This window comes from Bacillus sp. UNC69MF, from assembly GCF_000746035.1.
In the GTDB taxonomy this organism is placed as follows: Bacteria; Bacillota; Bacilli; order Bacillales; family Bacillaceae; genus Bacillus; species Bacillus velezensis.
Window position 1 is genome coordinate 15,341 of sequence record NZ_JQKM01000015.1, and the last position, 22,322, is coordinate 37,662.

General features: G+C 49.7%; 24 protein-coding genes. 9 read left to right on the forward strand and 15 right to left on the reverse strand.

Annotation, left to right across the window (positions count from 1 at the left end):
• Nucleotides 1-4 precede the first annotated feature (4 nt).
• The 4 genes from BR62_RS0110645 to BR62_RS0110660 all read right to left on the reverse strand — a co-directional run bounded on the left by BR62_RS0110645 (nucleotide 5) and on the right by BR62_RS0110660 (nucleotide 3,760).
• Entirely contained in the window at nucleotides 5-799 is a 795-nt protein-coding gene (locus BR62_RS0110645) for a putative hydro-lyase (protein ID WP_032870798.1), read from the reverse strand.
• Nucleotides 800-803: 4 nt separating this feature from the next.
• Nucleotides 804-2,018, reverse strand: a complete 1,215-nt coding sequence (locus BR62_RS0110650; protein WP_032866924.1) for an NRAMP family divalent metal transporter — start codon at nucleotides 2,016-2,018, stop codon at nucleotides 804-806.
• 22 nt (nucleotides 2,019-2,040) lie between these two features.
• Nucleotides 2,041-2,805, reverse strand: coding sequence for a 5-oxoprolinase subunit PxpA (locus tag BR62_RS0110655; protein WP_007410294.1), 765 nt, complete (start codon nucleotides 2,803-2,805; stop codon nucleotides 2,041-2,043).
• Between the two features lie 205 nt (nucleotides 2,806-3,010).
• On the reverse strand, nucleotides 3,011-3,760 hold the full coding sequence (locus tag BR62_RS0110660) for a Cof-type HAD-IIB family hydrolase (RefSeq protein ID WP_007410293.1): 750 nt from the start codon (nucleotides 3,758-3,760) through the stop codon (nucleotides 3,011-3,013).
• Nucleotides 3,761-3,887: 127 nt separating this feature from the next.
• Here BR62_RS0110660 and BR62_RS19575 point away from each other — a divergent pair, with 127 nt between their 5' ends.
• Nucleotides 3,888-4,052, forward strand: a complete 165-nt coding sequence (locus tag BR62_RS19575; RefSeq protein WP_003156294.1) for a hypothetical protein — start codon at nucleotides 3,888-3,890, stop codon at nucleotides 4,050-4,052.
• 38 nt (nucleotides 4,053-4,090) lie between these two features.
• Here the strand turns inward: BR62_RS19575 and BR62_RS0110665 are convergent, their stop codons facing one another.
• From BR62_RS0110665 to BR62_RS0110685, 5 genes are all read right to left on the reverse strand, one after another.
• On the reverse strand, nucleotides 4,091-4,486 hold the full coding sequence (locus tag BR62_RS0110665) for a 3-hydroxyacyl-ACP dehydratase FabZ family protein (protein WP_032866926.1): 396 nt from the start codon (nucleotides 4,484-4,486) through the stop codon (nucleotides 4,091-4,093).
• Nucleotides 4,487-4,554: 68 nt separating this feature from the next.
• Nucleotides 4,555-5,676: a mannitol-1-phosphate 5-dehydrogenase gene (locus BR62_RS0110670; RefSeq protein ID WP_032866929.1), complete on the reverse strand. Its 1,122-nt coding sequence runs from the start codon at nucleotides 5,674-5,676 to the stop codon at nucleotides 4,555-4,557.
• Nucleotide 5,677: 1 nt separating this feature from the next.
• A complete protein-coding gene (locus BR62_RS0110675) occupies nucleotides 5,678-6,109 on the reverse strand; it encodes a PTS mannitol transporter subunit IIA (protein ID WP_012116817.1) in 432 nt (143 codons plus the stop codon).
• Nucleotides 6,110-6,133: 24 nt separating this feature from the next.
• Nucleotides 6,134-7,573 (reverse strand): PTS mannitol transporter subunit IIBC, encoded by a 1,440-nt coding sequence (locus BR62_RS0110680; protein WP_156097780.1) that lies wholly within the window; start codon nucleotides 7,571-7,573, stop codon nucleotides 6,134-6,136.
• Nucleotides 7,574-7,748: 175 nt separating this feature from the next.
• On the reverse strand, nucleotides 7,749-8,090 hold the full coding sequence (locus tag BR62_RS0110685; RefSeq protein ID WP_003156306.1) for a hypothetical protein: 342 nt from the start codon (nucleotides 8,088-8,090) through the stop codon (nucleotides 7,749-7,751).
• 176 nt (nucleotides 8,091-8,266) lie between these two features.
• Here BR62_RS0110685 and BR62_RS0110690 point away from each other — a divergent pair, with 176 nt between their 5' ends.
• The 3 genes from BR62_RS0110690 to BR62_RS0110700 are packed head-to-tail and all read left to right on the forward strand — an operon-like array spanning nucleotide 8,267 to nucleotide 11,124.
• Nucleotides 8,267-8,839: a DeoR family transcriptional regulator gene (locus BR62_RS0110690; RefSeq protein WP_032870800.1), complete on the forward strand. Its 573-nt coding sequence runs from the start codon at nucleotides 8,267-8,269 to the stop codon at nucleotides 8,837-8,839.
• Between the two features lie 32 nt (nucleotides 8,840-8,871).
• Nucleotides 8,872-10,500 (forward strand): copper resistance CopC/CopD family protein, encoded by a 1,629-nt coding sequence (locus BR62_RS0110695; RefSeq protein ID WP_032870801.1) that lies wholly within the window; start codon nucleotides 8,872-8,874, stop codon nucleotides 10,498-10,500.
• A 12-nt stretch (nucleotides 10,501-10,512) separates the two neighbouring features.
• Nucleotides 10,513-11,124, forward strand: coding sequence for a YcnI family copper-binding membrane protein (locus BR62_RS0110700; protein ID WP_032870802.1), 612 nt, complete (start codon nucleotides 10,513-10,515; stop codon nucleotides 11,122-11,124).
• A 45-nt stretch (nucleotides 11,125-11,169) separates the two neighbouring features.
• Here the strand turns inward: BR62_RS0110700 and gdh are convergent, their stop codons facing one another.
• From gdh to gabT, 4 genes are all read right to left on the reverse strand, one after another.
• On the reverse strand, nucleotides 11,170-11,955 hold the full coding sequence (gene gdh / locus BR62_RS0110705) for a glucose 1-dehydrogenase (protein ID WP_003156315.1): 786 nt from the start codon (nucleotides 11,953-11,955) through the stop codon (nucleotides 11,170-11,172).
• 20 nt (nucleotides 11,956-11,975) lie between these two features.
• Entirely contained in the window at nucleotides 11,976-12,839 is an 864-nt protein-coding gene (locus BR62_RS0110710; RefSeq protein WP_003156317.1) for a RhaT/GlcU family sugar-proton symporter, read from the reverse strand.
• Between the two features lie 154 nt (nucleotides 12,840-12,993).
• On the reverse strand, nucleotides 12,994-14,382 hold the full coding sequence (gabD, locus tag BR62_RS0110715; RefSeq protein WP_007410282.1) for a succinate-semialdehyde dehydrogenase: 1,389 nt from the start codon (nucleotides 14,380-14,382) through the stop codon (nucleotides 12,994-12,996).
• A 105-nt stretch (nucleotides 14,383-14,487) separates the two neighbouring features.
• Nucleotides 14,488-15,795 (reverse strand): 4-aminobutyrate--2-oxoglutarate transaminase, encoded by a 1,308-nt coding sequence (gene gabT / locus BR62_RS0110720; RefSeq protein WP_032870803.1) that lies wholly within the window; start codon nucleotides 15,793-15,795, stop codon nucleotides 14,488-14,490.
• 107 nt (nucleotides 15,796-15,902) lie between these two features.
• Here gabT and gabR point away from each other — a divergent pair, with 107 nt between their 5' ends.
• The gene (gene gabR / locus BR62_RS0110725; protein WP_032870804.1) at nucleotides 15,903-17,312 is read left to right on the forward strand and encodes a MocR-like transcriptional regulator GabR; all 1,410 of its coding nucleotides are present in this window, start codon (nucleotides 15,903-15,905) and stop codon (nucleotides 17,310-17,312) included.
• Nucleotides 17,313-17,338: 26 nt separating this feature from the next.
• Here the strand turns inward: gabR and BR62_RS0110730 are convergent, their stop codons facing one another.
• The gene (locus BR62_RS0110730) at nucleotides 17,339-17,653 is read right to left on the reverse strand and encodes an ArsR/SmtB family transcription factor (protein ID WP_032866940.1); all 315 of its coding nucleotides are present in this window, start codon (nucleotides 17,651-17,653) and stop codon (nucleotides 17,339-17,341) included.
• Between the two features lie 141 nt (nucleotides 17,654-17,794).
• On the opposite strand from BR62_RS0110730, the gene BR62_RS0110735 reads away from it, so the two are divergent.
• The 4 genes from BR62_RS0110735 (at nucleotide 17,795) to BR62_RS0110750 (ending at nucleotide 21,323) form a co-directional block, all read left to right on the forward strand.
• Nucleotides 17,795-18,082 (forward strand): putative quinol monooxygenase, encoded by a 288-nt coding sequence (locus tag BR62_RS0110735; RefSeq protein ID WP_032870805.1) that lies wholly within the window; start codon nucleotides 17,795-17,797, stop codon nucleotides 18,080-18,082.
• Nucleotides 18,083-18,098: 16 nt separating this feature from the next.
• Nucleotides 18,099-18,845, forward strand: coding sequence for an oxygen-insensitive NADPH nitroreductase (gene nfsA / locus BR62_RS0110740; protein ID WP_016937252.1), 747 nt, complete (start codon nucleotides 18,099-18,101; stop codon nucleotides 18,843-18,845).
• Between the two features lie 160 nt (nucleotides 18,846-19,005).
• A complete protein-coding gene (locus BR62_RS0110745; RefSeq protein WP_032870807.1) occupies nucleotides 19,006-19,881 on the forward strand; it encodes a TetR/AcrR family transcriptional regulator in 876 nt (291 codons plus the stop codon).
• 17 nt (nucleotides 19,882-19,898) lie between these two features.
• Nucleotides 19,899-21,323 carry an MDR family MFS transporter gene (locus tag BR62_RS0110750; RefSeq protein ID WP_032866944.1) on the forward strand — a complete coding sequence of 475 codons (1,425 nt, stop codon included), beginning with the start codon at nucleotides 19,899-19,901 and terminating at the stop codon, nucleotides 21,321-21,323.
• A 41-nt stretch (nucleotides 21,324-21,364) separates the two neighbouring features.
• On the opposite strand, the gene BR62_RS0110755 is transcribed toward BR62_RS0110750, so the two are convergent.
• Nucleotides 21,365-22,309 carry a siderophore ABC transporter substrate-binding protein gene (locus BR62_RS0110755; protein ID WP_007410275.1) on the reverse strand — a complete coding sequence of 315 codons (945 nt, stop codon included), beginning with the start codon at nucleotides 22,307-22,309 and terminating at the stop codon, nucleotides 21,365-21,367.
• Between the last annotated feature and the right edge of the window lie 13 nt (nucleotides 22,310-22,322).

A 22,322-nucleotide genomic window follows, 5' to 3' on the forward strand; every position in this document is an offset into this window, starting at 1 on the left:
TCACTTACAGGACAGCAAGCGATTCATTTCGTATATCGGTGATCAGCATGTGCCCCGGTGAATGTGTTATTACGATGTCAGGCTTTGCTTTCATGATCACCGCCTGGGGCGTAACGCCGCAAGCCCAGAATACGGGAACTTCGCCTTCCCGCACCGTTACGGCATCTCCGAAATCCGGCTGATGCAAATCGCTGATACCGATGCTTTGCGGATTTCCGATGCGGACGGGGGCGCCGTGCACGGCGGGAAAACGTGACGTGACCTGCGCCGCGCGGACTGCAAGCCTTTCCGGAATCGGTCTCATGCTGACGACCATCTTTCCAGAAAACGGGCCGGCGGGAACACAGTCAATGTCTGTTTTATACATGGGGACATTCACACCCTCATCGATGTGCCTGATTGGAATGTGCTGATTAATAAGGGCCTGCTCGAATGAAAAACTGCAGCCGATTAAAAACCCGACATAATCATCCTTCCAATACGGCGTAATATCCGTTACCTCTTCAGTAAGCACGCCATGCCGATAAATCCTGTATTTCGGAAAGTCCGTCCGGATATCAGCTCCCGGCGCAGCTATTGCCGGAACGGGTGAACCCGCATCCGTCACATCAAGCACCGGACAAGGCTTTTGATTGCGCTGGCAGAATAAGAGAAAATCAAAGGCAAGATCCTTTTGCAAAACGACGAGATTGGCTTGTGCGTAAGAAGCGGCCATCCCCGCCGTCGGCCCGGTCATCTGCCCCTTCCTGATCAGCTGTCTGACTTCTTCGGGGCTCATGTCACTCATATGGTTTTTCATATCATCAGCTCCATAGCTGCGGCATCTGCGTGAATAATGTATAGATGCCCATAACCGCCATGACAACCACTACGATCGCCCCTGCAATCGTGAGCCAGACCGGATGCTTGTAATCGCCGACGATTTTTTTCTTATAAGCGCCCAACAGTATCATTGCTAATGCAAGCGGCAGAATTAAGCCGTTAAGCGAACCGACCGCGACCAGAATTTTGGCAGGCTGGCCGATCGTAACAAAAATAAGAGTGGATACGATGATAAAACCGATAATGACGCCATGTGAGTGCTTTTCGATTTTTGTTGAAAATGATTTGAAAAATGATACCGATGTATAGGCGGCGCCGATGACAGACGTGATAGCGGCAGACCACATGATGACGCCGAAAATTTTATAGCCTACATTTCCCGCCGCAAGCCGGAATACAGAAGCCGCCGGATTATCAGGATCAATGCTCAGGCCCTTTGAGACGACGCCGAGCACGGCGAGAAACAGGGCAATCCGCATAATCGATGTAATCAGAACGCCTGTGATGGAGCTTTTCGTAACCTGAGGGAGGACTTCCTTCCCTTGGATGCCTGAATCAAGCAAACGGTGGCCGCCGGCAAATGTAATGTATCCGCCGACCGTGCCGCCGACAAGCGTCACGATCGCCAGCACACTGATATGATCAGGCATAAAAGTTTTCACAACGGCGTGTCCGACCGGCGGAGCCGTCGTTACGGCAACATACACAGTCAATACGATCATGACGATTCCGGCGATCTGCATAAAACGGTCCATGACTTTTCCGGCTTCCTTTATGACAAAAATCAGCACCGCGACCGCTGCGCTGATTAAAGCGCCGATCTCCGGTTTGATCCCGAATAATACTTGAAGACCGAGACCCGCGCCGCCGATGTTTCCGATATTAAACGCAAGTCCGCCGAGCACGACCAGAAAAGCAATGGCATAACCGGCGCCCGGAAGCACCATATTGGCAATCTCTTGGCCGCGCTTTCCGGAAACCGCGATAATCCGCCATACATTGGTTTGCGCGAAAATGTCCAAAATAATAGAAATTAAAATGATAAAGCCGAAGCTTGCCGCCAATGTATTGGTAAACGTGGCCGTTTGCGTCAGAAAGCCGGGCCCGATTGATGATGTCGCCATCAAAAATGTCGCGCCTAAAAGAAGCGACCATTTGCCGGAAGCCTTTCCGGCTGTTTTTTTCTTTTGCTCCATGCTGTCTTCCTCCCTCTGCTGCTCAGTCTTTTGAAAGTGCGCTGATTTGAATGTCTGCCGCTTTTAATTCTTTTTTGATTGTTTTTGCGAATGTGAGGGCGTGGGCTCCGTCTCCGTGAATGCAGACCGTGTCCGCTTTCAGGCTTACAGCTTGTCCCTTACGTGATGTCACCGTGCTGTCTTTCACCATTTGAATCACTTGACCGACCGCTTTTTTGTCATCCTGAATCAGCGCATCCGGCTCTGAACGCGGCGTCAGCGTGCCGTCTTCCTGATAGGTGCGGTCCGCAAACACTTCGCTTGCCGTCCTCAGTCCGATTCGATCTCCCGCTTTAATCAGCTCGCTTCCGGAAAGCCCGAAAAGAATAAGCCCGGGATCAAAATGACAGACCGCCTGAGCGATGGCTTCTGACAGGCCGGGATTGACGGCGGCCATATTATATAAAGCGCCGTGCGGCTTCACATGCTGCATCTCGACACCTTCTGCTTTTAAAAACCCTGACAGCGCGCCGATTTGGTACAGCGTCAGATCATACGCTTCCTCGGGTGTAATCGCGATCTGCCGCCGCCCGAATCCCTGCAGATCGAACAGCCCGGGATGAGCGCCGATTTTCACGCCTTTTTCCGCCGCAAGCGCAACCGTTTTGCGCATCACGCTGGGATCACCCGCATGAAAGCCGCAGGCGATGTTTGCAGATGTCACATAATCCAAAATCTCTTCATCCAGCCCGATTTTATAAGCACCGAAACTCTCTCCTAAATCACAATTGATGTCAATCTGAAACATAAGATCCCTCCTGTATTGTAAACGTTTTATATGATTATCATTCCGCTATTCGGAATGACTATTCCGAATTGTTGGATTTCTCTTCATTATATTTATTTCTGACAGGTTTGAACATCCTTTTGTCAGAAAACCTACCATGGACCTAGTCACAAATCTGACAAAACAAAAAAAGAGAGCCTCATACTGAGACTCTCTCTTTTTTCTATTATAACACCCAGTGGCGGATCGCTTTGGCGACCCCGTTTTCCGTGTTGACATCAGTCACCCAGTCAGCTGTTTCTTTCACAATGTCCTGCGCATTCCCCATGGCGACGCCGACACCCGCTTTTTCAATCATGGCAATGTCATTCAGACTGTCACCCATGGCCATCACATTTTCCATCGTGAAGCCGAGTTTTTCCGATACCTTCGCCAGCGCAGCCGCTTTGTTGATACCGAGGGCATTGACTTCGATGTTGATCGGACTGGAGTTTGTGATCTCGAGCTCCTTGTATTCCTTGAGCTCTTTCAGCACCTCATTCCGCACTTCGTCATCCTCGATTTCGAATCCGAACTTGAGCCACTGATGATCCGTAATCGTTTCCGGGAATTCCCCTCTCCACACTCTATCGACGGTAGAGGCCCAGAAATTCGTGTTGTGCTTATTCCTCAGATCCCATAATTTTTGAATATGATCGGTATGAAGAAGCTTGCGCTCAACCAGCTCAAAGTCGGAATCCCAGATTTCGCTGCCGTTTGCCGTGATTAAAAAGGATGACAGCTCGAGAGACTCAGCCAGTTCGCGGCAGGTCATCAGCGTGCGTCCTGTGCTGATGACGACGTGAATTCCTTTCGCCTCCGCCTCCTTGATCGCCCGCCGGTTTTCCTCCGGGATGAGCTGCTCGTCATTGAGCAGGGTTCCGTCCATATCAATCGCGATCAGTTTAATATCTGCGTCTTCTCTTTGTATCGGCATATATGTACCTCACTTTTTATAATGTAGTCGTCTCTATTTTAATACATATGACCCACAGGAACAAAAAACCGCTTCCTGCGTTTGGCGGGGAGAACGTTGAGGAAAAGAAATATTGAGGTGATGGAGGATGAAAGAAAGAAAACAAAAGAACAAACCGAATGAAAATCCTGAACATCATGATTTAACCGATCCGATTCCGCTGGAAGAGCTGAAGGAAAACGCCAATGACGAAAAACACAAACATGACCAAAGGGACAATTCACAAAGTGAAAGAGATTATGATACAAAATAACAGGCTTGTCCGAAAGCCGCCGCTGGAGGCGGCTTTTTTTACGATGGCTGGATAAATATGCTGAGCTCAGCTTCCGCCACAGGCTTCCCGGCAACGGACGCTTTCGCCCGGCCGAACACAAAACCGCGTCTGATTCGCGTGACCTCAAAAAAAAGATCCAGACGGTCTCCCGGCAAAGCGGCACCTAACCTTTCCGCTTTCTTCACCGCGGATAAGAGACCGAGGCCGTCACCGCCGGTAATTCCCGCGCAAGCCGCCGTTTGGGCCATTGCTTCAACGACGAGCGAAAATGGCATCTCTCTTTGGGATTCAGTTATAAACCAGTCATTTTCACTGATGTTTTTGTAAGCAGCCGCCCATTTTCCGGCTTCACTGTTCGTCGTGCCGTCCATCAAAAGAAACGGAAAACGATGGGGCAATAGCTTCTGATTCATCACGCAGCCTCCCTTCTCTCTCATTATAACGCAAGAAAAAACCCGCGTCCCCCGACGCGGGTTCATTTTTATTGATTGAGCTTTTTGAGCACGATGCCGTGCAGCGGTTCATGCGGCTGAATACCGCAAATGTCTTGAAGAACGCCGCTCGTGCCTTTTTCCGCGATAAGCTTTTGCAGCTCAACCGCTTCCGGATCATCCTGATAGTCAAAACGCAAGGCGGCGGCGATGCCTTCTGCCAGCGCGTTCGGTTCTTTTATTTTTTTGGCCGGCCCTACTAATCTGTCATTCGCTCCGAGTTTTCTGAGCGGTGATCTGGCGACTCTTGTCACATCATCCGTGATGTATTCATTTTCAAAGCGGCCGATGATTTTTTTCATGTACTGCTCGTGTTCGGCTTGCTTAAAGCCGTACGCTTTCACTAAGTACTCGCCCGTTTCTGAAAGTGCATCGTACACGACACGCCGGATTTCCGGATGGCCGATGGCCTCTTTGACAGTTTTTAATCCGCGCTGATAGCCAACGTACGCCGTAACGGCATGACCGGTATTGACGGTAAACAGCTTTCTCTCGATGAAAGGCGTAAGATCATCCGTAAACAACGCACCTTCCAGTACCGGCTGGCCGCCGGCAAAGCCGGTTCTGTCTATGACCCATTCAAAAAACGGTTCTACGGATACTTTCAGCGGATCTTCATGGTGCTGAATCGGCACGATCCGATCCACCGCAGAATCCGGGAAGCCGACCGTCCGGTTCACGAATTCCCGCTCCGCTTCCGTCAAATGTCCGAAAACTTCTTTTTTCAGAAAACTGCTGCCGCCGATCATATTTTCACAGGCAATGATATTGAGAGGCTCAGAGGACGTTCTGCGCTTCAGCCCTTCCGCGATGGACGGGGCGATGAGTCTGAGAACGTTCGGGCCCACCGCCGTCGTAATGATCGCCGCTTCATTGATCAGCCTGTACAGCTCTTGTTCTTGCACCGCGCTGTTGATGGCTGAAACGGGGCCGATGATTTCTGTCTGCCGGCCGCCGTCGGCAAGCTCCACGGTATATTCCTTCTTTTCATTGAGAAGGCTGACCATCGTTTCATTCACATCAGCGAAAACTACCTCATAGCCGGAATGATGGAGCAGGGCGCCGATAAAGCCCCGCCCGATGTTTCCCGCTCCGAAATGAAGGGCAATCATGTCAGTTCACCTCGCTGAAAATAGCGGCCAGTTCTTCTTCCGTCTTTGCACTGATCAGCCGTTCGATGTTTTCTTCCTCTGAGCAGATGATGGCGATGTTTGACAGGATGTCTAAGTGTTCATTGTTTTTTCCGGCGATACCGAAAACGACCTTTGCCGTATTGCCTTCACCGTATTCCACACCGTCCGGAATCTGGATGACGGAAATGCCTGAATGAAGCACCTCATCCTTCGCATCTTCCGTGCCGTGCGGGATCGCGATGAAATTCCCCATAAACGTGGATGATGTTTCTTCACGTTCGAACATTTTTTCCACATAGCCGTTCTTCACGTAGCCGTTATCAATCAATGTCTGTCCCGCGAGGCGGATGGCATCCTCTTTTGAGTTCACCGTCTGGTTCAGTTTGATGTTCGCTTTAGCCAATACTTCCATGATGAAGATCCCTCTTTCTGTTGATTAGTTTTTAAGCTTTTCAATCAGTTCATCGTATTTCGGGCTGTTCAAGAAATTATCAACCGAAATGTGCACCGCCTGCGGCAGCTTCGCTTTCGCGCGGTCAGTCAGGTCCTTATGCGTAATGACGATATCCGCGTCATTCGGAAGATTATTGATCGACGTATTTGTCACATCAATATCCAGGTCTGCTTTTTTCACTTTGTTTCTTAAAATGGAGGCGCCCATTGCGCTCGATCCCATACCCGCGTCACACGCGAAGATAATGCGGCTGACTTGGTCGGCGGAAATATCAGCGGCGCTGTTTTCCGGCTCTTCCTCTTTGTCTGCCAACGCGGCCGCCGCTTCACTTTTCCTGCCTTTCATTTCCTGCATTTTTTCCGCCGCGGCTGTCAAATCTTCTTCGCTCGCTTTAGACGATTTCAGAATAAACGCCGAGACGATAAACGATACGGCCGCGGCAACGATGACGCCCGCCAGCACGCCGAGGTAGCTTCCTTTCGGCGTCAGCGCTAAAATGGCGATGATGCTTCCCGGAGATGATGCGGCGACAAGACCCGCGTTAAAGATCGAGAATGTAAGCAGTCCGCTCGCTCCCCCGGCGATCGCCGCGAGGATCAGCATCGGTTTCATTAAAATGTAAGGGAAATAGATTTCATGAATCCCCCCGAAGAAATGAATGATCGCCGCTCCCGGAGCCGTCGATCTTGAAGAGCCTTTCCCAAAGAACATATATGCCAGTAAAATACCGAGTCCCGGCCCGGGGTTCGCTTCCACTAAGAACAGAATGGATTTACCCGCTTTGGCGGCCTGCTCGATTCCGATCGGACTTAAAATGCCGTGGTTGATCGCGTTATTCAGGAACAGGACTTTCGCCGGTTCTACGAAAACGCTTGCAATCGGCAGCAAATTCGCGTGGACAATGACTTCCACACCCGCCGCCAGCAATTTGTTAAGAGACAGGACGACCGGGCCGATCGCATAAAACGCGATAATCGTCAGCACAGCTCCGATAATTCCCGCCGTGAAGTTGTTGATCAGCATTTCAAAACCCTGTCTGACTTTATCTTTAAACACACGGTCTAATTGTTTAATGAGATAACCGCCCAAAGGCCCCATAATCATTGCCCCTAAGAACATCGGAATGTCCGCTCCGACAATGACTCCGATGGCCGCCGTCGCTCCGACGACTCCCCCGCGGTGATCGTAAATCATTTTTCCGCCCGTATATGCGATTAAAAGCGGCAGTAGATACGTAATCATCGGGGTTACCAATGTATTCAGCTGCGGATTCGGAAACCATCCCGCTGGAATAAACAGCGCGGTGATAATTCCCCATGCGATAAATGCGCCGATATTCGGCATGATCATACCGCTTAAATAACTGCCGAACCGCTGTATCTTCACTTTCATGCCAGCTTGCTGTTCTTGCTGCATGTTCATTCCCTCCCTGTTTGCTTGCCTTCAGATGAAAATAAATAAGACACGGGGTTTCTCTCTCCCCTGTGTCTTCATCATAAAACGCTTACAATCCCCATTCAATGAAAAGTAAAGAGGAGTTTGGCACAGAGACTGTGACAACTCCTTAACAAAAAAAAGACACCTCATCAAAGGTGTCTTACCGCTTTCTGTATATAATGTGTCCTTTTGTGACGACGAGTTTGGCAATGAGCCGCTCACTGACAATAAACACCGGATACGCACATACGAGCGCGAAAATGGCGGCCGGCACATACCGCGCTGCCGGAAACATCGGCATGACGGCGGTTCTGGCCATCTGCACAAGATAAATCAAAAGCACCGTGATCGCAATGGCCGCAGCCATAATCGGAGCTGATACTTTATATTCACGCAATTTCACATGGCAATGCCCGCACTGAAACTGGCACGGGATCATGGATGATCTGACCATGTCGCCTGTAATCGGCTTGCCGCAGTTCGGGCAGGTCGTTTCTTTCATGTTTATTCCTCCATTCAACTCTTCTATTATAACAGAGTCTGACTACGTCTTTTACATTTGTGATTGTTCAACATTTTTTCACATATTTTATCATCAGGCTCTTGTGTGCATCTGTGAAAACATCTACTCTTAGAGGGAGGTTCATCACTCATTCGCATAAAAAGGAGGATGCAGAATTGCTTCCGATTCACAGACAGCAAACCTTGCTTGAATGGCTGAAAGAAGAGGGCGCGCTGAAAATCTCTGACATAAGCGAGAGATTCGGCGTCTCCGAGATGACCGTGTACAGAGATGTCAATCAGCTGGCGGATGCAAACCGGATTATCCGGACACCCGGCGGCATTACGCTCCCTCCCGCTTCAGAACGAAGCGCCAATCAATGCGGCTATTGCCTGCGGCCGATTCAGCATTCGTATTCTGTTCAGCTTATTACCGTTTCACAAGCCGTTGAGCAGATGTGCTGCATTCATTGCGCGATTTTGCGGTATGAGGATAAAAAGGAAGAAGTGTCCCACGTCATTTGTAAAGATTTTCTTCTCCAGACGACGCTGACGGCCGCTTCCGCATACTTTTTAGTCCATGCCGATATTGACCTTCACTGCTGCCGGCCTCAGGCGATTCCCTTCTCAACGCTTGATTACGCAGAACGGTTTCAAAAAGGATTCGGCGGGATCATTTGCACCTTTGACGAGGCGGCGGACATCATCTTACACGACAGGCAGAAGGGATGCACCTGCAGCAAGACATAACAACAACCAACCGGAAGGCGGTGTCATCATCCATGAGACAGAACAAACGCTGGCTCATCTTTTTGCTGTTCCTTGTTTTGATTCCGAAAACAAGCTTCGCCCACGCCTACATCACAAACTCAAATCCGGGTGAGAACAGCGAATTAAAACAAGCGCCGAAGCAGATTGAAATTGAGTTTAATGAACAGATTGAAGAAGGCTTCCACTCCATTAAGGTCTATAATTCATCCGGCGAACGGGTCGATGCGGGCAAAACGGTGATTCAAAAAAATGATGCCCGCATCATGACCGCGGCATTGAAAAAAAATCTGCCGCATGATATTTACAGAGCGGAATGGAACGCGGTATCGGCCGACGGACATCCGGTATCAGGCGTCATCCCTTTCAGTGTCGGAAAAGCCGGCGGAGAACTTCAGGAGCAGACATCATCGCAAGCGGCGCTTCATCCCGAAGCGGCCATCGACCGCGGTATTTTGTACACCGCTCTCTCCCTGTTTATCGGCACGGCTTTTTTCCATCTGTTTTGGTACAGAAATAATAAAGATTCATCAAAAGCAAAACGAACTGTAAAGCTGCTCGTGATTTCTTTATGTGTAACGGGGCTCGCGCTTATCTGCCAGCTCCCGATCCAGACGAAAGAAAACGCGGGCGGCGCTTGGAGCGCCGCGTTCCAGCCGGACTATGTAAAAGAAACGCTTCTGAAAACGGCAGGCGGGTACGTCTGGATGATCCAGATCAGCTTATTTATCCTGCTCGCCCTGTCCATGATCCCGCTGTTGAAGAAGAAAGCATTCCGGTCATTTGCGTACTGGACGGCGCCGCTGTTGTTCTTCTTCGCTTCGCTTTTGGCAAAAGCATTCGCCGGGCATGCGGCGGTTATCGACGAAAAAGCGGTCGGCATCGCGATGGACTTTCTCCATTTATCGGCCGCGTCTGTATGGATGGGCGGTATCGCCGCGCTTGTGCTGCTTCTTTCATCAGAGTGGAGAAAACCCGATAAAACCATCGCTTGGGAAACGGTCAGACGGTTTTCTCCTTGGGCGTTCGCCTCTGTCGGTGTGCTGTTATTTTCAGGTGTGCTGAACGGATTTTTCATTATCCGCACGTTTGATTCACTCTTTCACACCGCTTACGGTAAGACGCTCCTTTTGAAAATCGGACTGTTTGTCAGCATGCTTGTGCTCGGCGCCGTTCACGTATGGATGACGAAGTTCAGCAGAAAAAGGAGCATCAGCGCAACGATAAAGGCCGAATGGGCACTAGGCATCGCGGTGTTATTTACAACCGCCGTCTTCACAAGCCTGCCCAGTCCGCCGCCGCCTGCGCCATTGCCTTTTAACGGCTCAGAAACGATCGGAAACGGGGAAACCCTGTCCTTGCACATTACGCCGAACCAGCCGGGTAAAAATGAATTTCAAGTCATTGTCACCGATCACAACGGCAGCTTGGTAAAAGACATTCAGCAATTTACGGTCACTGTTTACCAGACGGGCTTCAGCGGCAAACAGCATGAAAGCACCTTTGATTTGAAGAAGACGAAGGAAGGCACATTTGAAGCCGCCAACCTGTCCATCACCGAAAAGGGAAACTGGAAGATCAAAGTCCACGGGCTGACAAACGATTTTAATGAAATCAACCAAATATTCTCAACGACAAACTAAGGAGTGTATCTCATGTTGAAAAAAAAGGCTTTATTATTCATATCCGCCGTGACCCTGTCACTCGTCGGTTTTACGGCGACAGCAAGCGCCCACGTCTCAGTCAAACCCGCGGAATCCGCGGCCGGTTCTTGGGAAACGTACACGATGAAAGTGCCTGTGGAAAAGAATCAGCCGACAACGAAAGTCGTGCTGAAAATGCCCGCCGGCGTTGAATTTCAGCAATATCAGCCGATTCCGGGCTGGAAAACATCCGTATCCAAACATGATGACAAAGCGGTCTCCGTCACTTGGGAAGCAAAGGACGGCGGCATCCAGCCCGGCCAATTCCAGCAGTTCACGTTCGTTGCGAAAAATCCTGAAAAGAGCGGAGATGCCGCTTGGGACGCTTACCAATATTACAAAGACGGCAGCATTGTAGAATGGACGGGTGATGAGAAAGCCGACACGCCTCACTCGATTACGAAAATCACGAAATCGGCCAGCGTGACGGATGCGCACGGAGCTGAACAGTCAAACGAAGAAAGCAAATCCGGCGTATCAGCGCTTGATATTGCAGCCATCGTTCTGTCAGCTGCGGCGATTATCCTTTCCATCACGGCGCTTGTAAAGAAAAAACGCGCGTAAGCAAAAAGCGATCCGGCTCTAAAGAGCCTGCGATCGCTTTTTTTCTTATCCGCGGCCTGCCTGGAATGACGGATATTTGGTCATTCCCCCGTCAGCAAACAGCGTAATGCCGGTTACGTAGCTTGATTCCTTTGAAGCAAGCCAGACGGCGACAGCCGCGATTTCTTCCGGCTCACCGATATATCCCATCGGAATCATGCTTTCCACATCTTTTTTCTGAACGGGATCCGCAAATTTTTCCGCGTTGATCGGCGTATTGATGGCTCCCGGCCCGATGTTGTTGACACGGATGCGCTTCGGCGCGTACTCAAGCGCCAGCGTTTCCGTCATCAATTTGATGCCGCCTTTACTCGCCGCGTAGTGAACAAACAGAGGCCATGGAATCATTTCATGTACGCTCGACATGTTAATGACGTTTCCTTGAATATCATTCTCTACGTAATATTTAATGGCTTCGCGGCTTCCTAAGAAAGCGCCGGTCAGATTGGTATTGATGACTTTGTTCCAGTCTTTAAGCGGCATTTCATGTGACTGAACCGGATTTTCCATGCCGGCGTTATTGATCATGACATCCAATGTCCCGAATTCCTTCACCGCGGTCTGCACGATGTTTTTGACATCTTCTTCTTTTGTGACGTCTCCTTGAACGATGACCGCTTCGCCTCCCGCTTTTTGAATCTCTTCTTTAACGGTTTGGGCGTCTTTTTCATTACTATAGTAGTTAACCACGACTTTCGCCTGCTCCTGTCCGAAGCGGATCGCCATCGCTTTTCCTAATCCTGATGAAGCTCCCGTAATGGCAACGACTTTTCCTTTTAAATCCGTGTACATGTTCAAACCTCCTGCATTTGTTATGAATTTGATTTCGCAACGCCTAAGAATACCGCGGCCACAATGATCAGGATAATCCCGATGGCAATGGCGACCAGCTGACGCTTCGTTTTGCTCTCACGGAGAATGAAGATTCCGCCGAGCGTGCTGATGACGATCCCCATTTGAGAGAGGGAAAAACTTGTCGCAACTCCGACGCGCGGCTGTGAGATGAACAGAAACATATTCCCGAGCGCCCAGATGATTCCCGGCAGAATGTTCTTGAGGGCGTACTTATTAAACGGTTTATGCTTGTACGTCAGGAGCAGTCCGCCGATGACCATCCCGATCGCCTGCGGCAGGAGCGCTGACCATCCGGATACGCCGAACAGCCGGGCCACAACGACATAGACCAAATAACCGAGCGTGGAGATCAGCAGGATGACAATGCCTTTTTTTAAGTTTCCCGGTTCTCCGTCCGCCCGCCCCTTTTTATCTTCTAAAGATGTGAGCACAATCCCGATGATGATAAAAATAAGGGCGAGAATACCCAGCGTAATCGCGATCGGGGTTGACCATTCTTTGAATACGATAACACCGAACAAAGAAGTCGAGACGAGCTGCATTCCCGTTGATATCGGCATCGTTTTTGAAACGCCCATCAGCTGTATGCTTTTAAGCTGATTGCTTTGGCCGAGCGACCAAAACAGCCCCGAGATGATGCCGACAATAAAAATGCGCCCGGACAGCACCGGGTGGACAAACAGATACAGCACAAACGAAACGATGAGCGCCCCGATTGTCGTTCCCAGCGTCTGGCTGTAAGGCCCGCCGCCTAATTTGACGTTAAATAACACGATGCTCCCCCAAAATAAAGCCGGGAGAAGAGCCAATAATATATCCATGATGGCGACCTTCTTTCAATCGTATTTGCTGTTATTTTGTCTGGAATCGAACCGATTATTCCCGCAAGATCAAAAAAGCCTGCCGGCGATATTCACCGGCAGACTGCTCAATAAAAACAGCCCCGCTTAGAAGCGGGGCTTTCTTTTCGGATCATTAAAGTCCGATAGACATGTATTTGGTTTCCAGGTACGGCTCAATGCCTTCCGTACCGCCTTCACGGCCGATGCCGCTTTCTTTCATTCCTCCGAACGGCGCTTGAACCGCGGACGGACCGCCGTCATTCCAGCCGATGATGCCGTATTCAAGCTGTTCAGAAATATAGATGCCGCGGCGGTAGTTTTCTGTGAAGAAATAAGCCGCAAGCCCGAACGGCGTATCGTTCGCAAGCTTGATCGCTTCATCAATATCTGAGAACGTAACGATCGGCGCAACCGGGCCGAATGTTTCTTCATGCATGATGTTCATGGATGTATCTACATTTGACAGCACGGTCGGTGTCACGAAATAGCAGCCTTTTTCATCGTTTTGGTCATACGTTCCGCCCGTCAGCACTTTTGCGCCTTTTTCCACGGCGTCATTAATTTGGCCGACGATTTTATCGAAGCCTTTTTTGTTGATGACAGGGCCGACGTTTACGCCTTTTTCAAGACCGTTTCCGACTTTGAGTTTCGCAGCTTCTTCACTCAGTTTTTTCGCAAACTCGTCTTTTACGGATTCGTGTACGATCAGCCGGTTCGCACAGACGCAGGTTTGGCCGGCATTTCTGAATTTAGAGGCCATTGTTTGGGCTACCGCCAGATCAAGATCAGCGTCTTCATCCACGATCAGCGGCGCATGTCCGCCAAGCTCCATTGACATATGTTTTACGGTGTCGGCGCTGTTTTTCATCAGGATTTTGCCGACAGGCGTTGAGCCGGTAAAGGTAATTTTGCGGATTTTCGGGCTGCTGGTGAAGACGTTTCCGATTTCCGCTCCGTCACCGATTACCACTTGCAGCACGTCCTTCGGAATTCCCGCTTCATATGCGAGACGCGCAAGGGCGTAAGCGGAAAGCGGCGTATCCTCCGCCGGTTTGATGATGAATGTACAGCCTGCCGCCAAAGCGGGCGCGGCTTTTCTTGTAATCATCGCATTCGGGAAATTCCACGGCGTGATCGCGGCTACCGGGCCGACCGCCTGACGGGTGACGACAATCCGTTTGCCCGTTGTCGGCGCAGGTACTGTTCTGCCGTAAATCCGTTTTGCTTCTTCGGCGAACCATTCAATATAGCCGGCGCCGTATAAAACTTCTCCGACCGCTTCTTCGTACGGTTTGCCGTTTTCTTTCGTAATTAATTCCGCAAGTTCTTCTTTATTTTCAACAATCAGCTCATACCATTTTCTCAAAAGTGAGGCACGTTCTCCCGCTGATGTTTTGGACCATGATTGAAACGCTTGATGTGAACGTTCAATCGCTTTTTCAACATCTTCGGCCGTCTGCTGGGGGATGCTTTCGATCGCCTCTCCCGTTGCCGGGTTGTACACTGTTAATTGTTCTGGCATATTGAACATTCCTTTCTCTGCTATAGTAAAGCCATTGAATGCTAGTTGATGTATCTCACACTTTCATGATAGCAGACACATCCGCCGGCATTCCAATAATTGAACTCACAGAGCTGCTTCGATAATGGAAAGGCCTTCTTTGAGCTGCTCATCCGTCACCACAAGCGGCGTCAGGAATCTGATAATGTTGCCGTTAATGCCGGCCGTCAGCAGCAGCAGTCCGTTCTCGTTCGCCGTTTTGGCGATCGCCGCGGCTTTTGCTTTGTCCGGTTCCCGCGTGTCCGGATCTTTGACAATTTCGATGGCCGCCATCGCGCCGAGTCTGCGCACTTCTCCGATGCAGGCATGCTCTTTTTTCCACTCGAGCGCTTGATGCTCGATGATCCGGCCGATCTCCTCGGAACGCTGATTCAGCCCTTCTTCTTCAATAATATCCAAGACCGCAAGCGCAGCCGCACAGCCGAGCGGGCTTCCCGCATATGTGCCCCCGAGTTCCCCCGGCGCGGCGGCATCAAGCATTTCCGCCCGGCCGATGACGCCGCTGAGCGGCAATCCGGCCGCAAGTGATTTGGAAACGGTGATCAAATCAGGAACGGCCCCGAAATGTTCAATCGCAAAATACGTTCCCGTTCTGGCAAAACCGGTCTGAATCTCATCCGCCACAAAAACGATGCCGTGTTTTTGACAAAAAGCGGCGACGTGCTGGACGAAACGTTTTGACGGAATGATGAAGCCTCCTTCTCCCTGAACCGGCTCCATGACGACACAGGCGACGGTTTCCGGTGCAACTGCGGCGATAAAGAAATCCTCAAAAGCGCTGATGATAAAGTCGTCATACTGCTCGTCGCTCATGCCGGACGGCTTTTGATAATAGTAAGGAAACGGCGCCTGATACACCTCTGAGGCAAACGGGCCGAAACCGAATTTATAAGGCTTCACCTTGCTCGTCATGCTCATCGTCATGTTCGTGCGGCCGTGGAACCCTCTTGTAAATGACACGACAGCCTGGCGCTTCGTATATTTTCTGGCGATTTTCACGGCGTTTTCCACCGCTTCCGCCCCCGAATTGAGAAAAATCGCTTTTTTCGCATGATCTCCCGGCGCAAGGGCGCAAAGTTTTTCGGCCAGCTCAATATAAGACGGATACATCATGACGTTAAATCCCGGGTGAATCAGATCCTCCGCCTGTTTCTTCACGGCCTCCACCACTTTCGGATGGGAATGGCCGACATTCAGCGTTCCGATCGCTCCGGCAAAATCAATGAATCGTCTGCCGTCCAAATCGTACAAAAGCGCCCCTTCCCCTTTTACCGCCATGCTGCGGTTTCCGTTGCCGACCCCCTTGGAAACGAATTGATCCCGTTTTTGCTGCCACTGGGCAGTTGTCACTTCCGATGATGCTGTTCGACTCATAGATTCCATCCCCCTGCATTGTTTTCTTATCATTCTGACTTCTTTTTGGTATGATGAAAAGTACCAAAATCAATTTATCCATGGTATCAGAAAGGGGCAGGGTCTGGATGCTGACGATTTCCATTGACCATTCGGAAACGGCGGATTATATCTATCAGCAGATCTATCAGCACATAAAAGCGGCCGTTTTAAAGCGCAGCCTGATGCCTCATACAAAGGTGCCGTCTAAACGGGAGCTTGCCGAGACGCTGAAGGTCAGCGTAAATTCAGTGAATTCAGCTTATCAGCAGCTGCTTTCGGAAGGTTATTTATATGCGGTTGAAAGAAAAGGCTTTTTCGTGGAGGAAATTGAAACGTTTGATCATGAAGAAACGCCTTCGCTCTCATTGCCTGAAGATTTAAAAGAGCGGGAGACGGATAAAAGCGGCTGGATTTCGTTTTCTCATATGAGCGTGGATACGGCGCATTTCCCCCTGAAAAGCTGGTTCCGCTGTGAGCATAAAGCAGCCGCCCGTTCATTTCATACACTCGGAGAACTCGTCCACCCGCAAGGTTTATATGAAGTCCGTGAAACAATTTCGCGGCTTATTTCCCTGACAAGGGGCGTTACATGCCGCCCGGAACAAATCGTGCTCGGAGCGGGCACGCAAATGCTGATGCAGCTGCTGACGGAACTGCTGCCAAAAGACGCGCTCTATGCCATGGAGAACCCGGGATATATGAGGATGTACCGGCTGCTGCAAAACCTCGGGAAAAAGGTTGCGACGATCAGCCTTGATGAAAAAGGCATGTCCATGAACGAAATCGAAAAACGCCGGCCCTCTGTATTGATCACCACGCCTTCCCATCAATTCCCCTCAGGCGTGATCATGCCGGCTTCCCGGCGGATTCAGCTTTTAAACTGGGCCGCCGAACAGAACGGCCGCTTCATCATTGAAGATGATTATGACAGTGAATTTAAATATGACGCCGATACGATACCGGCGCTTCAAAGCCTTGACCGGTTTCAAAATGTCATCTACATGGGGACCTTTTCAAAATCCCTTTTCCCAGGTCTGCGCATCAGCTATATGGTTCTGCCGCCCGGGCTTTTGCGGACGTTCAAAGAGAGAGCGTATGACCTGCATACGTGCAGCACGCTTGCCCAGCTCGCGCTGAAAGAATTTATCGAATCAGGTGAATATCAGAAACATATTAAAAAGATGAAGCAGCATTATAAGAACATGCGGGAACGCCTCATTTCGGCTTTGGAAGAAACATTCGGTGAAAGAATCAGTGTAAAGGGCGCCAATGCGGGGCTTCATTTTGTCACTGAGTTTGACTGCGCCCGTTCAGAAAAAGAGATATTGGCACGGGCGGATGCAGAACAGCTCGACCTGTTTGCGATGAGCCGGTTCCGTCTGAAAGCAGGAGGCGATTCAAACAAACCGCAGCTTATCCTGGGGTTCGCCCGCCTGAAGGAGAGCGATATTCAAGAAGGCGTCCACAGGCTTTACCGGGCAGTTTTCGGTGCATAAAAAACCCTCGGAATTCGGGGACTTATTTACCAGCGGTCCGGCTCTGTCTGCAAAATCGCCTCCAGCAGGCCGGGAAACGCCGCTTGTAAATCATCTTTGCGCAGGGAATAATAACGGTGCTTCCCGTCTATACGTACTTGGGCGACCCCCGCTTCCCGCAGCACTTTGAAGTGATGGGACAGCGTTGATTTAGCGACCCGGACATCAGCGCAGGTTCCGCACGTTTTTTCTGTTGTTTCCGCCAATTGTTTGACCAGCTCTAAGCGGAGCGGATCACTCAGAGCATGAAGAACCTTTGTCAGCTGTAAGCGTTCGGTTTCAGGATGGTTTGGAATGTTCATGAGTCAAATGTAACACAGATCATCGGCGGGTGACAATTTAGGCGGTGAGGGTTTTTCCTTTACCATTCGCAGCGAAACATGTTACAGTTAGTTCGATAATATTCGAACTATAACAAATTAACCCAATCAGGAGGAATAACCATGATCGTCTTACAGGCTTACATGAAAGTAAAAGCGGATAAACGCGAGGAATTTTTAGGAGAAGCACAATCACTTATTCAGCATTCACGCGCGGAAGAAGGAAATGTGCAATACGATCTTTTCGAAAAAGTCGGTGAGGAAAATACATTCGTTATGCTTGAGCAATGGAAAGATGAAGAAGCGATGAAATTCCACAACGCAACTGACCATTTCCAAGGATTCGTGGCAAAAGCAAAAGAAGTGCTGAGTGCGCCGCTTGACGTCGTCCGCACAGAACTGTCAGAGTAACGAAAGGATGAATGACATGAACGAAGTCCTTCAAATATTAACAGACCACCGTTCCATCCGCAGCTACACAGATGAACCCGTATCGGATGAGCAGCTGGACCTTATCATCCAAGCAACTCAGGCAGCGCCGACTTCCATTAACGGCCAGCAATTTACCGTTATTGCGGTGAAAGATAAGGAGCGGAAGAAAAAAATATCCGAATTGGCCGGCGGCCAGCCGTGGATTGACCAAGCGCCGGTTTTCCTTTTATTCTGCGCTGATTTTAACCGCGCCAAAATTGCGCTTGAAGAATATAATGATACACCGCTTGAGATCACGAACGGTTTAGAGTCCGTTCTAGTCGGAGCCGTAGATGTCGGGATTGCGCTGGGTACGGCAACGGCTGCGGCTGAATCAATGGGACTCGGCACTGTGCCGATCGGCGCCGTGCGCGGCAAACCTGACGAACTCATTGAATTGCTGAAACTTCCGAAATACGTTTTCCCGGTTTCCGGTCTCGTCATCGGCCATCCGGCAGACCGCTCCGCGAAAAAACCGCGTCTGCCGCAAGCAGCCGTTCTGCATCATGAAACGTATCAAGAAGAAGATTTAAGAACCCATATCGAGGCCTATGACAAGCAGATGTCCGAATACATGAAAAAACGCACCGACGGACAGGAAACAAGAAACTGGTCACAAGGCATCACTTCCTACTATAAGCAGGTTTATTATCCTCACATTCGTGAAATGCTTGAAAAACAAGGATTTAAGACGGATAAATAAACGTATCAGCCTGCCGGAACACTCCGGCAGGTTTTTTCTATTTCTCAAACAAAAACGTTGACACTATGTAAAAATTTTTGTTAATATTTTCATCATATACTCATTGGTTTTCTGTGAACCGATGGGTTTTCTATTGTGACGAAAGAAGGAATCTGGGCTTATGAATGATAAGAAAACGGATATTCTGCTGGCGGCAAGGAAGCTTTTTTCCGGGAAAAGCTTTTCGTCGGTTTCGATGCAGGCGATCGCAGAGGAGTGCAAAGTCTCCAAAGCATCTTTGTATAAGCTGTTTGAATCAAAGGAAGACCTGCTCCTGGAGCTGCTCGATTTTAACCAGAAACAGATGGTAGCGGCCGCTTCATTATTAAATGAAGAAACGAGCCTCTCCCCTGAGGAACGGTTTGCCAAAAAACTGATGGCTGAGCTTGAAGGCTTCAGGCGCAACCAGCAGTTTTTTAATATGCTGATGTACGGAAGCCCCTCTTCCATTAATGAGCGGGTAAAACGGCATATTCACAGGGCCCGCTCCACCTTTATCTGCTGGCATCGCGATTCACTGATTCAGACGTACGGCGAAGACATTATTCCTTATGTATGGGAGCTGGTGATCGTCCTGCAGGGGCTCCTGAGAGAATGCATCACGCTGATTAAGCTGGAAAAAGAACCGCTCGCCCTGGAGCCGCTCACGGAGTTTATCATCCGCCATCTCAATCTCATCGTCGAAAACAGGACAACCGAAACCGCTTTGCCTCAGGAGATGATTGACCTTTATACCGCCTCCGCTTCCTCATTTGAGCCGAAAGACAAAACCGTATTGCTGGCTGAAAGCCTGAAGGAACTGAAAGAAGCCGTCTCAGCCCTTCCGGAGGAAAAATATGACGCCGCAGGACTCGCTTCCGCGGCGGTTATGCTGGAGAAAGAATCAGCGGACAAACAGCCGCGAGATTTTCTTATAAAAGCGCTCATCGGTTATTTGGAGCAGGCCGGACCGCTGCACCAGCCGCTTGCAGCCGTTAAAACATTGCTCAAACTATAAAGAAAGAAGGAATCAGCTTGAATAAGAGTATTAAAACTGCACCATACAACCGCTCTGTCATTGTCGGGATTCTTTTGGCGGGTGCGTTCGTCGCCATTTTGAACCAGACACTGCTTATTACGGCGCTGCCGCACATTATGAATGACTTCAATATAGACGCCAACAAAGCGCAATGGCTGACAACGTCGTTTATGCTGACGAACGGGATTTTGATTCCGATTACCGCGTTTTTAATAGAGAAATTCACAAGCCGCACCCTCTTGATTTCCGCCATGAGTATTTTCACGGCGGGCACCATTGTCGGCGCATTCGCCCCGAACTTTCCGGTGCTCTTAACGGCCCGGATTATTCAGGCGGCCGGCGCCGGAATTATGCTGCCGCTCATGCAGACGGTATTTCTCACGATTTTCCCGATGGAAAAGCGCGGCCGCGCCATGGGTATGGTCGGCTTGGTTATTTCGTTCGCGCCGGCGATCGGCCCGACGCTTTCCGGATGGGCGGTCGAAGCATTCTCTTGGCGGTCTTTGTTTTATATTATCTTCCCGATCGCAGTCATCGATTTGCTTTTAGCGATTATTCTGATGAAAAACGTCACGACATTACGAGAAACACAGATTGATATTTTATCTGTGATCTTATCGACCCTCGGATTCGGCGGTCTGCTTTACGGCTTCTCAAGCGCCGGTTCATCAGGGTGGACCAGTGCTGAAGTGCTGACTTCGCTGCTTGTCGGAGCGGTCGCGCTGATTTTCTTTATCGCAAGACAGATGAAGCTCAAAAAACCGATGCTGGAATTCCGTGTGTTTTCTTTCGGGATTTTCAGCCTGACCACCCTGCTCGGAACGCTTGTTTTCGCGCTGCTGATCGGAACGGAAACCATTCTCCCGCTTTACACGCAAAAAGTCCGGGGCGTATCCGCGTTTGATACCGGATTAATGCTTTTGCCGGGCGCGATTGTGATGGGGATGATGTCTCCGTTTATCGGCCGGGTGTTTGACAAAATCGGCGGAAAGGGCCTTGCGATGACCGGATTCTTCATCATCCTGCTCACGTCCCTGCCGTTTATGAATCTGACGGACTCGACGTCTCTCATTTGGATTGTCGTCGTTTATACCGCGCGGCTTTTGGGAACAGCCATGATTATGATGCCGGTGACGACAGCGGGTATCAACGCCCTGCCGCGCCACTTAATTCCGCACGGCACAGCCATGAACAATACCGTCCGACAAGTCGGCGGTTCTATCGGTACGGCGCTGCTAGTTTCCGTGATGAGCAGCCAGGCCGCGCACGCAAATGCGACAACTCCGGCAAACGCCGCCCTGCACGGCATGAATGCGGCATTTGTCGTAGCCGCCTGCATCGCGCTGGCCGGCTTCCTCCTATCTTTTATATTGAAGAAAAAACCGCGTCAGCCCGAGCAGCAGCAGGCCGTTACGCGGTAAACCAAAAAGAACCCGATCACGTATGTGACCGGGTTCTTTTTTTACTTCTCGATTCCGTCTTTAACTTCTTTCACCATTTGCGCCATGGATTCCAGGCCGCCTCCTGATAAATACCATGTAGCTGAATCAAGGTAGACAACATGGTTGTTTTTCACCGCTTTCACCGATTTTACATAATCATTTTCAACCACTTGTTTTGTTGAAGATTTTGTGCCGATCGCTGTTCCGCGGTCAACGACAAACATATAATCAGGGTTTGTTTTGGCGATATATTCATAAGAAATGCTTTGTCCGTGCAATGAGGCTTCGATGTTTTTGTCAGCCGGTTTGACGCCGAACACATCATGAATGAAGCCGTATCTTGATTTAGATCCGAACGCGCTGATTTTGCCGTCGTTCGCCATCACCACTAACCCGTTTTTATCCGTGCTGCTTGTCTTTTTCTTCAGATCCGCAATGGATTTGTCAATTTTCGCAAGCTTATCTTTCACTTCATTTTCTTTGTTAAAGATTTTGCCGATCACTTCGGTGTTGTGCTTGAATCTGTCAACGTAGTTTGTATAGTCATCATCAAGGTAAATCGTCGGCGCGATTTTTGAGAACTCTTTATAAGAATCAGATTGTCTGTGAGCGATAATGATTAAATCCGGGTCAATATCCGCGACTTTTTCAAAATCCGGTTCTTTTAAACCGCCTGTATTGGTGTATTTATCACTTTTATATGAAGATAAGTATTTTGGAATGTTTTGTTTCGGAAGCCCCGCCACATGATCCTGTAAACCCAGTTCATCCATCGTGTCCAGCATTCCGAAGTTGAATACGACGACTTTTTTCGGATTCTTCGGCACTTTGACGCCTTCTTTGTTCAGGTCATCTTTGATTGTGATTGTTTCTTTTGATTTGCCTGATGTTTTGTCCCCGTTTCCGCATGCAGAAACAACAAAAATCGTAACGAGCGCAATGAATAGCAATGCGAATTTTTTCATGATTTTCACCTCA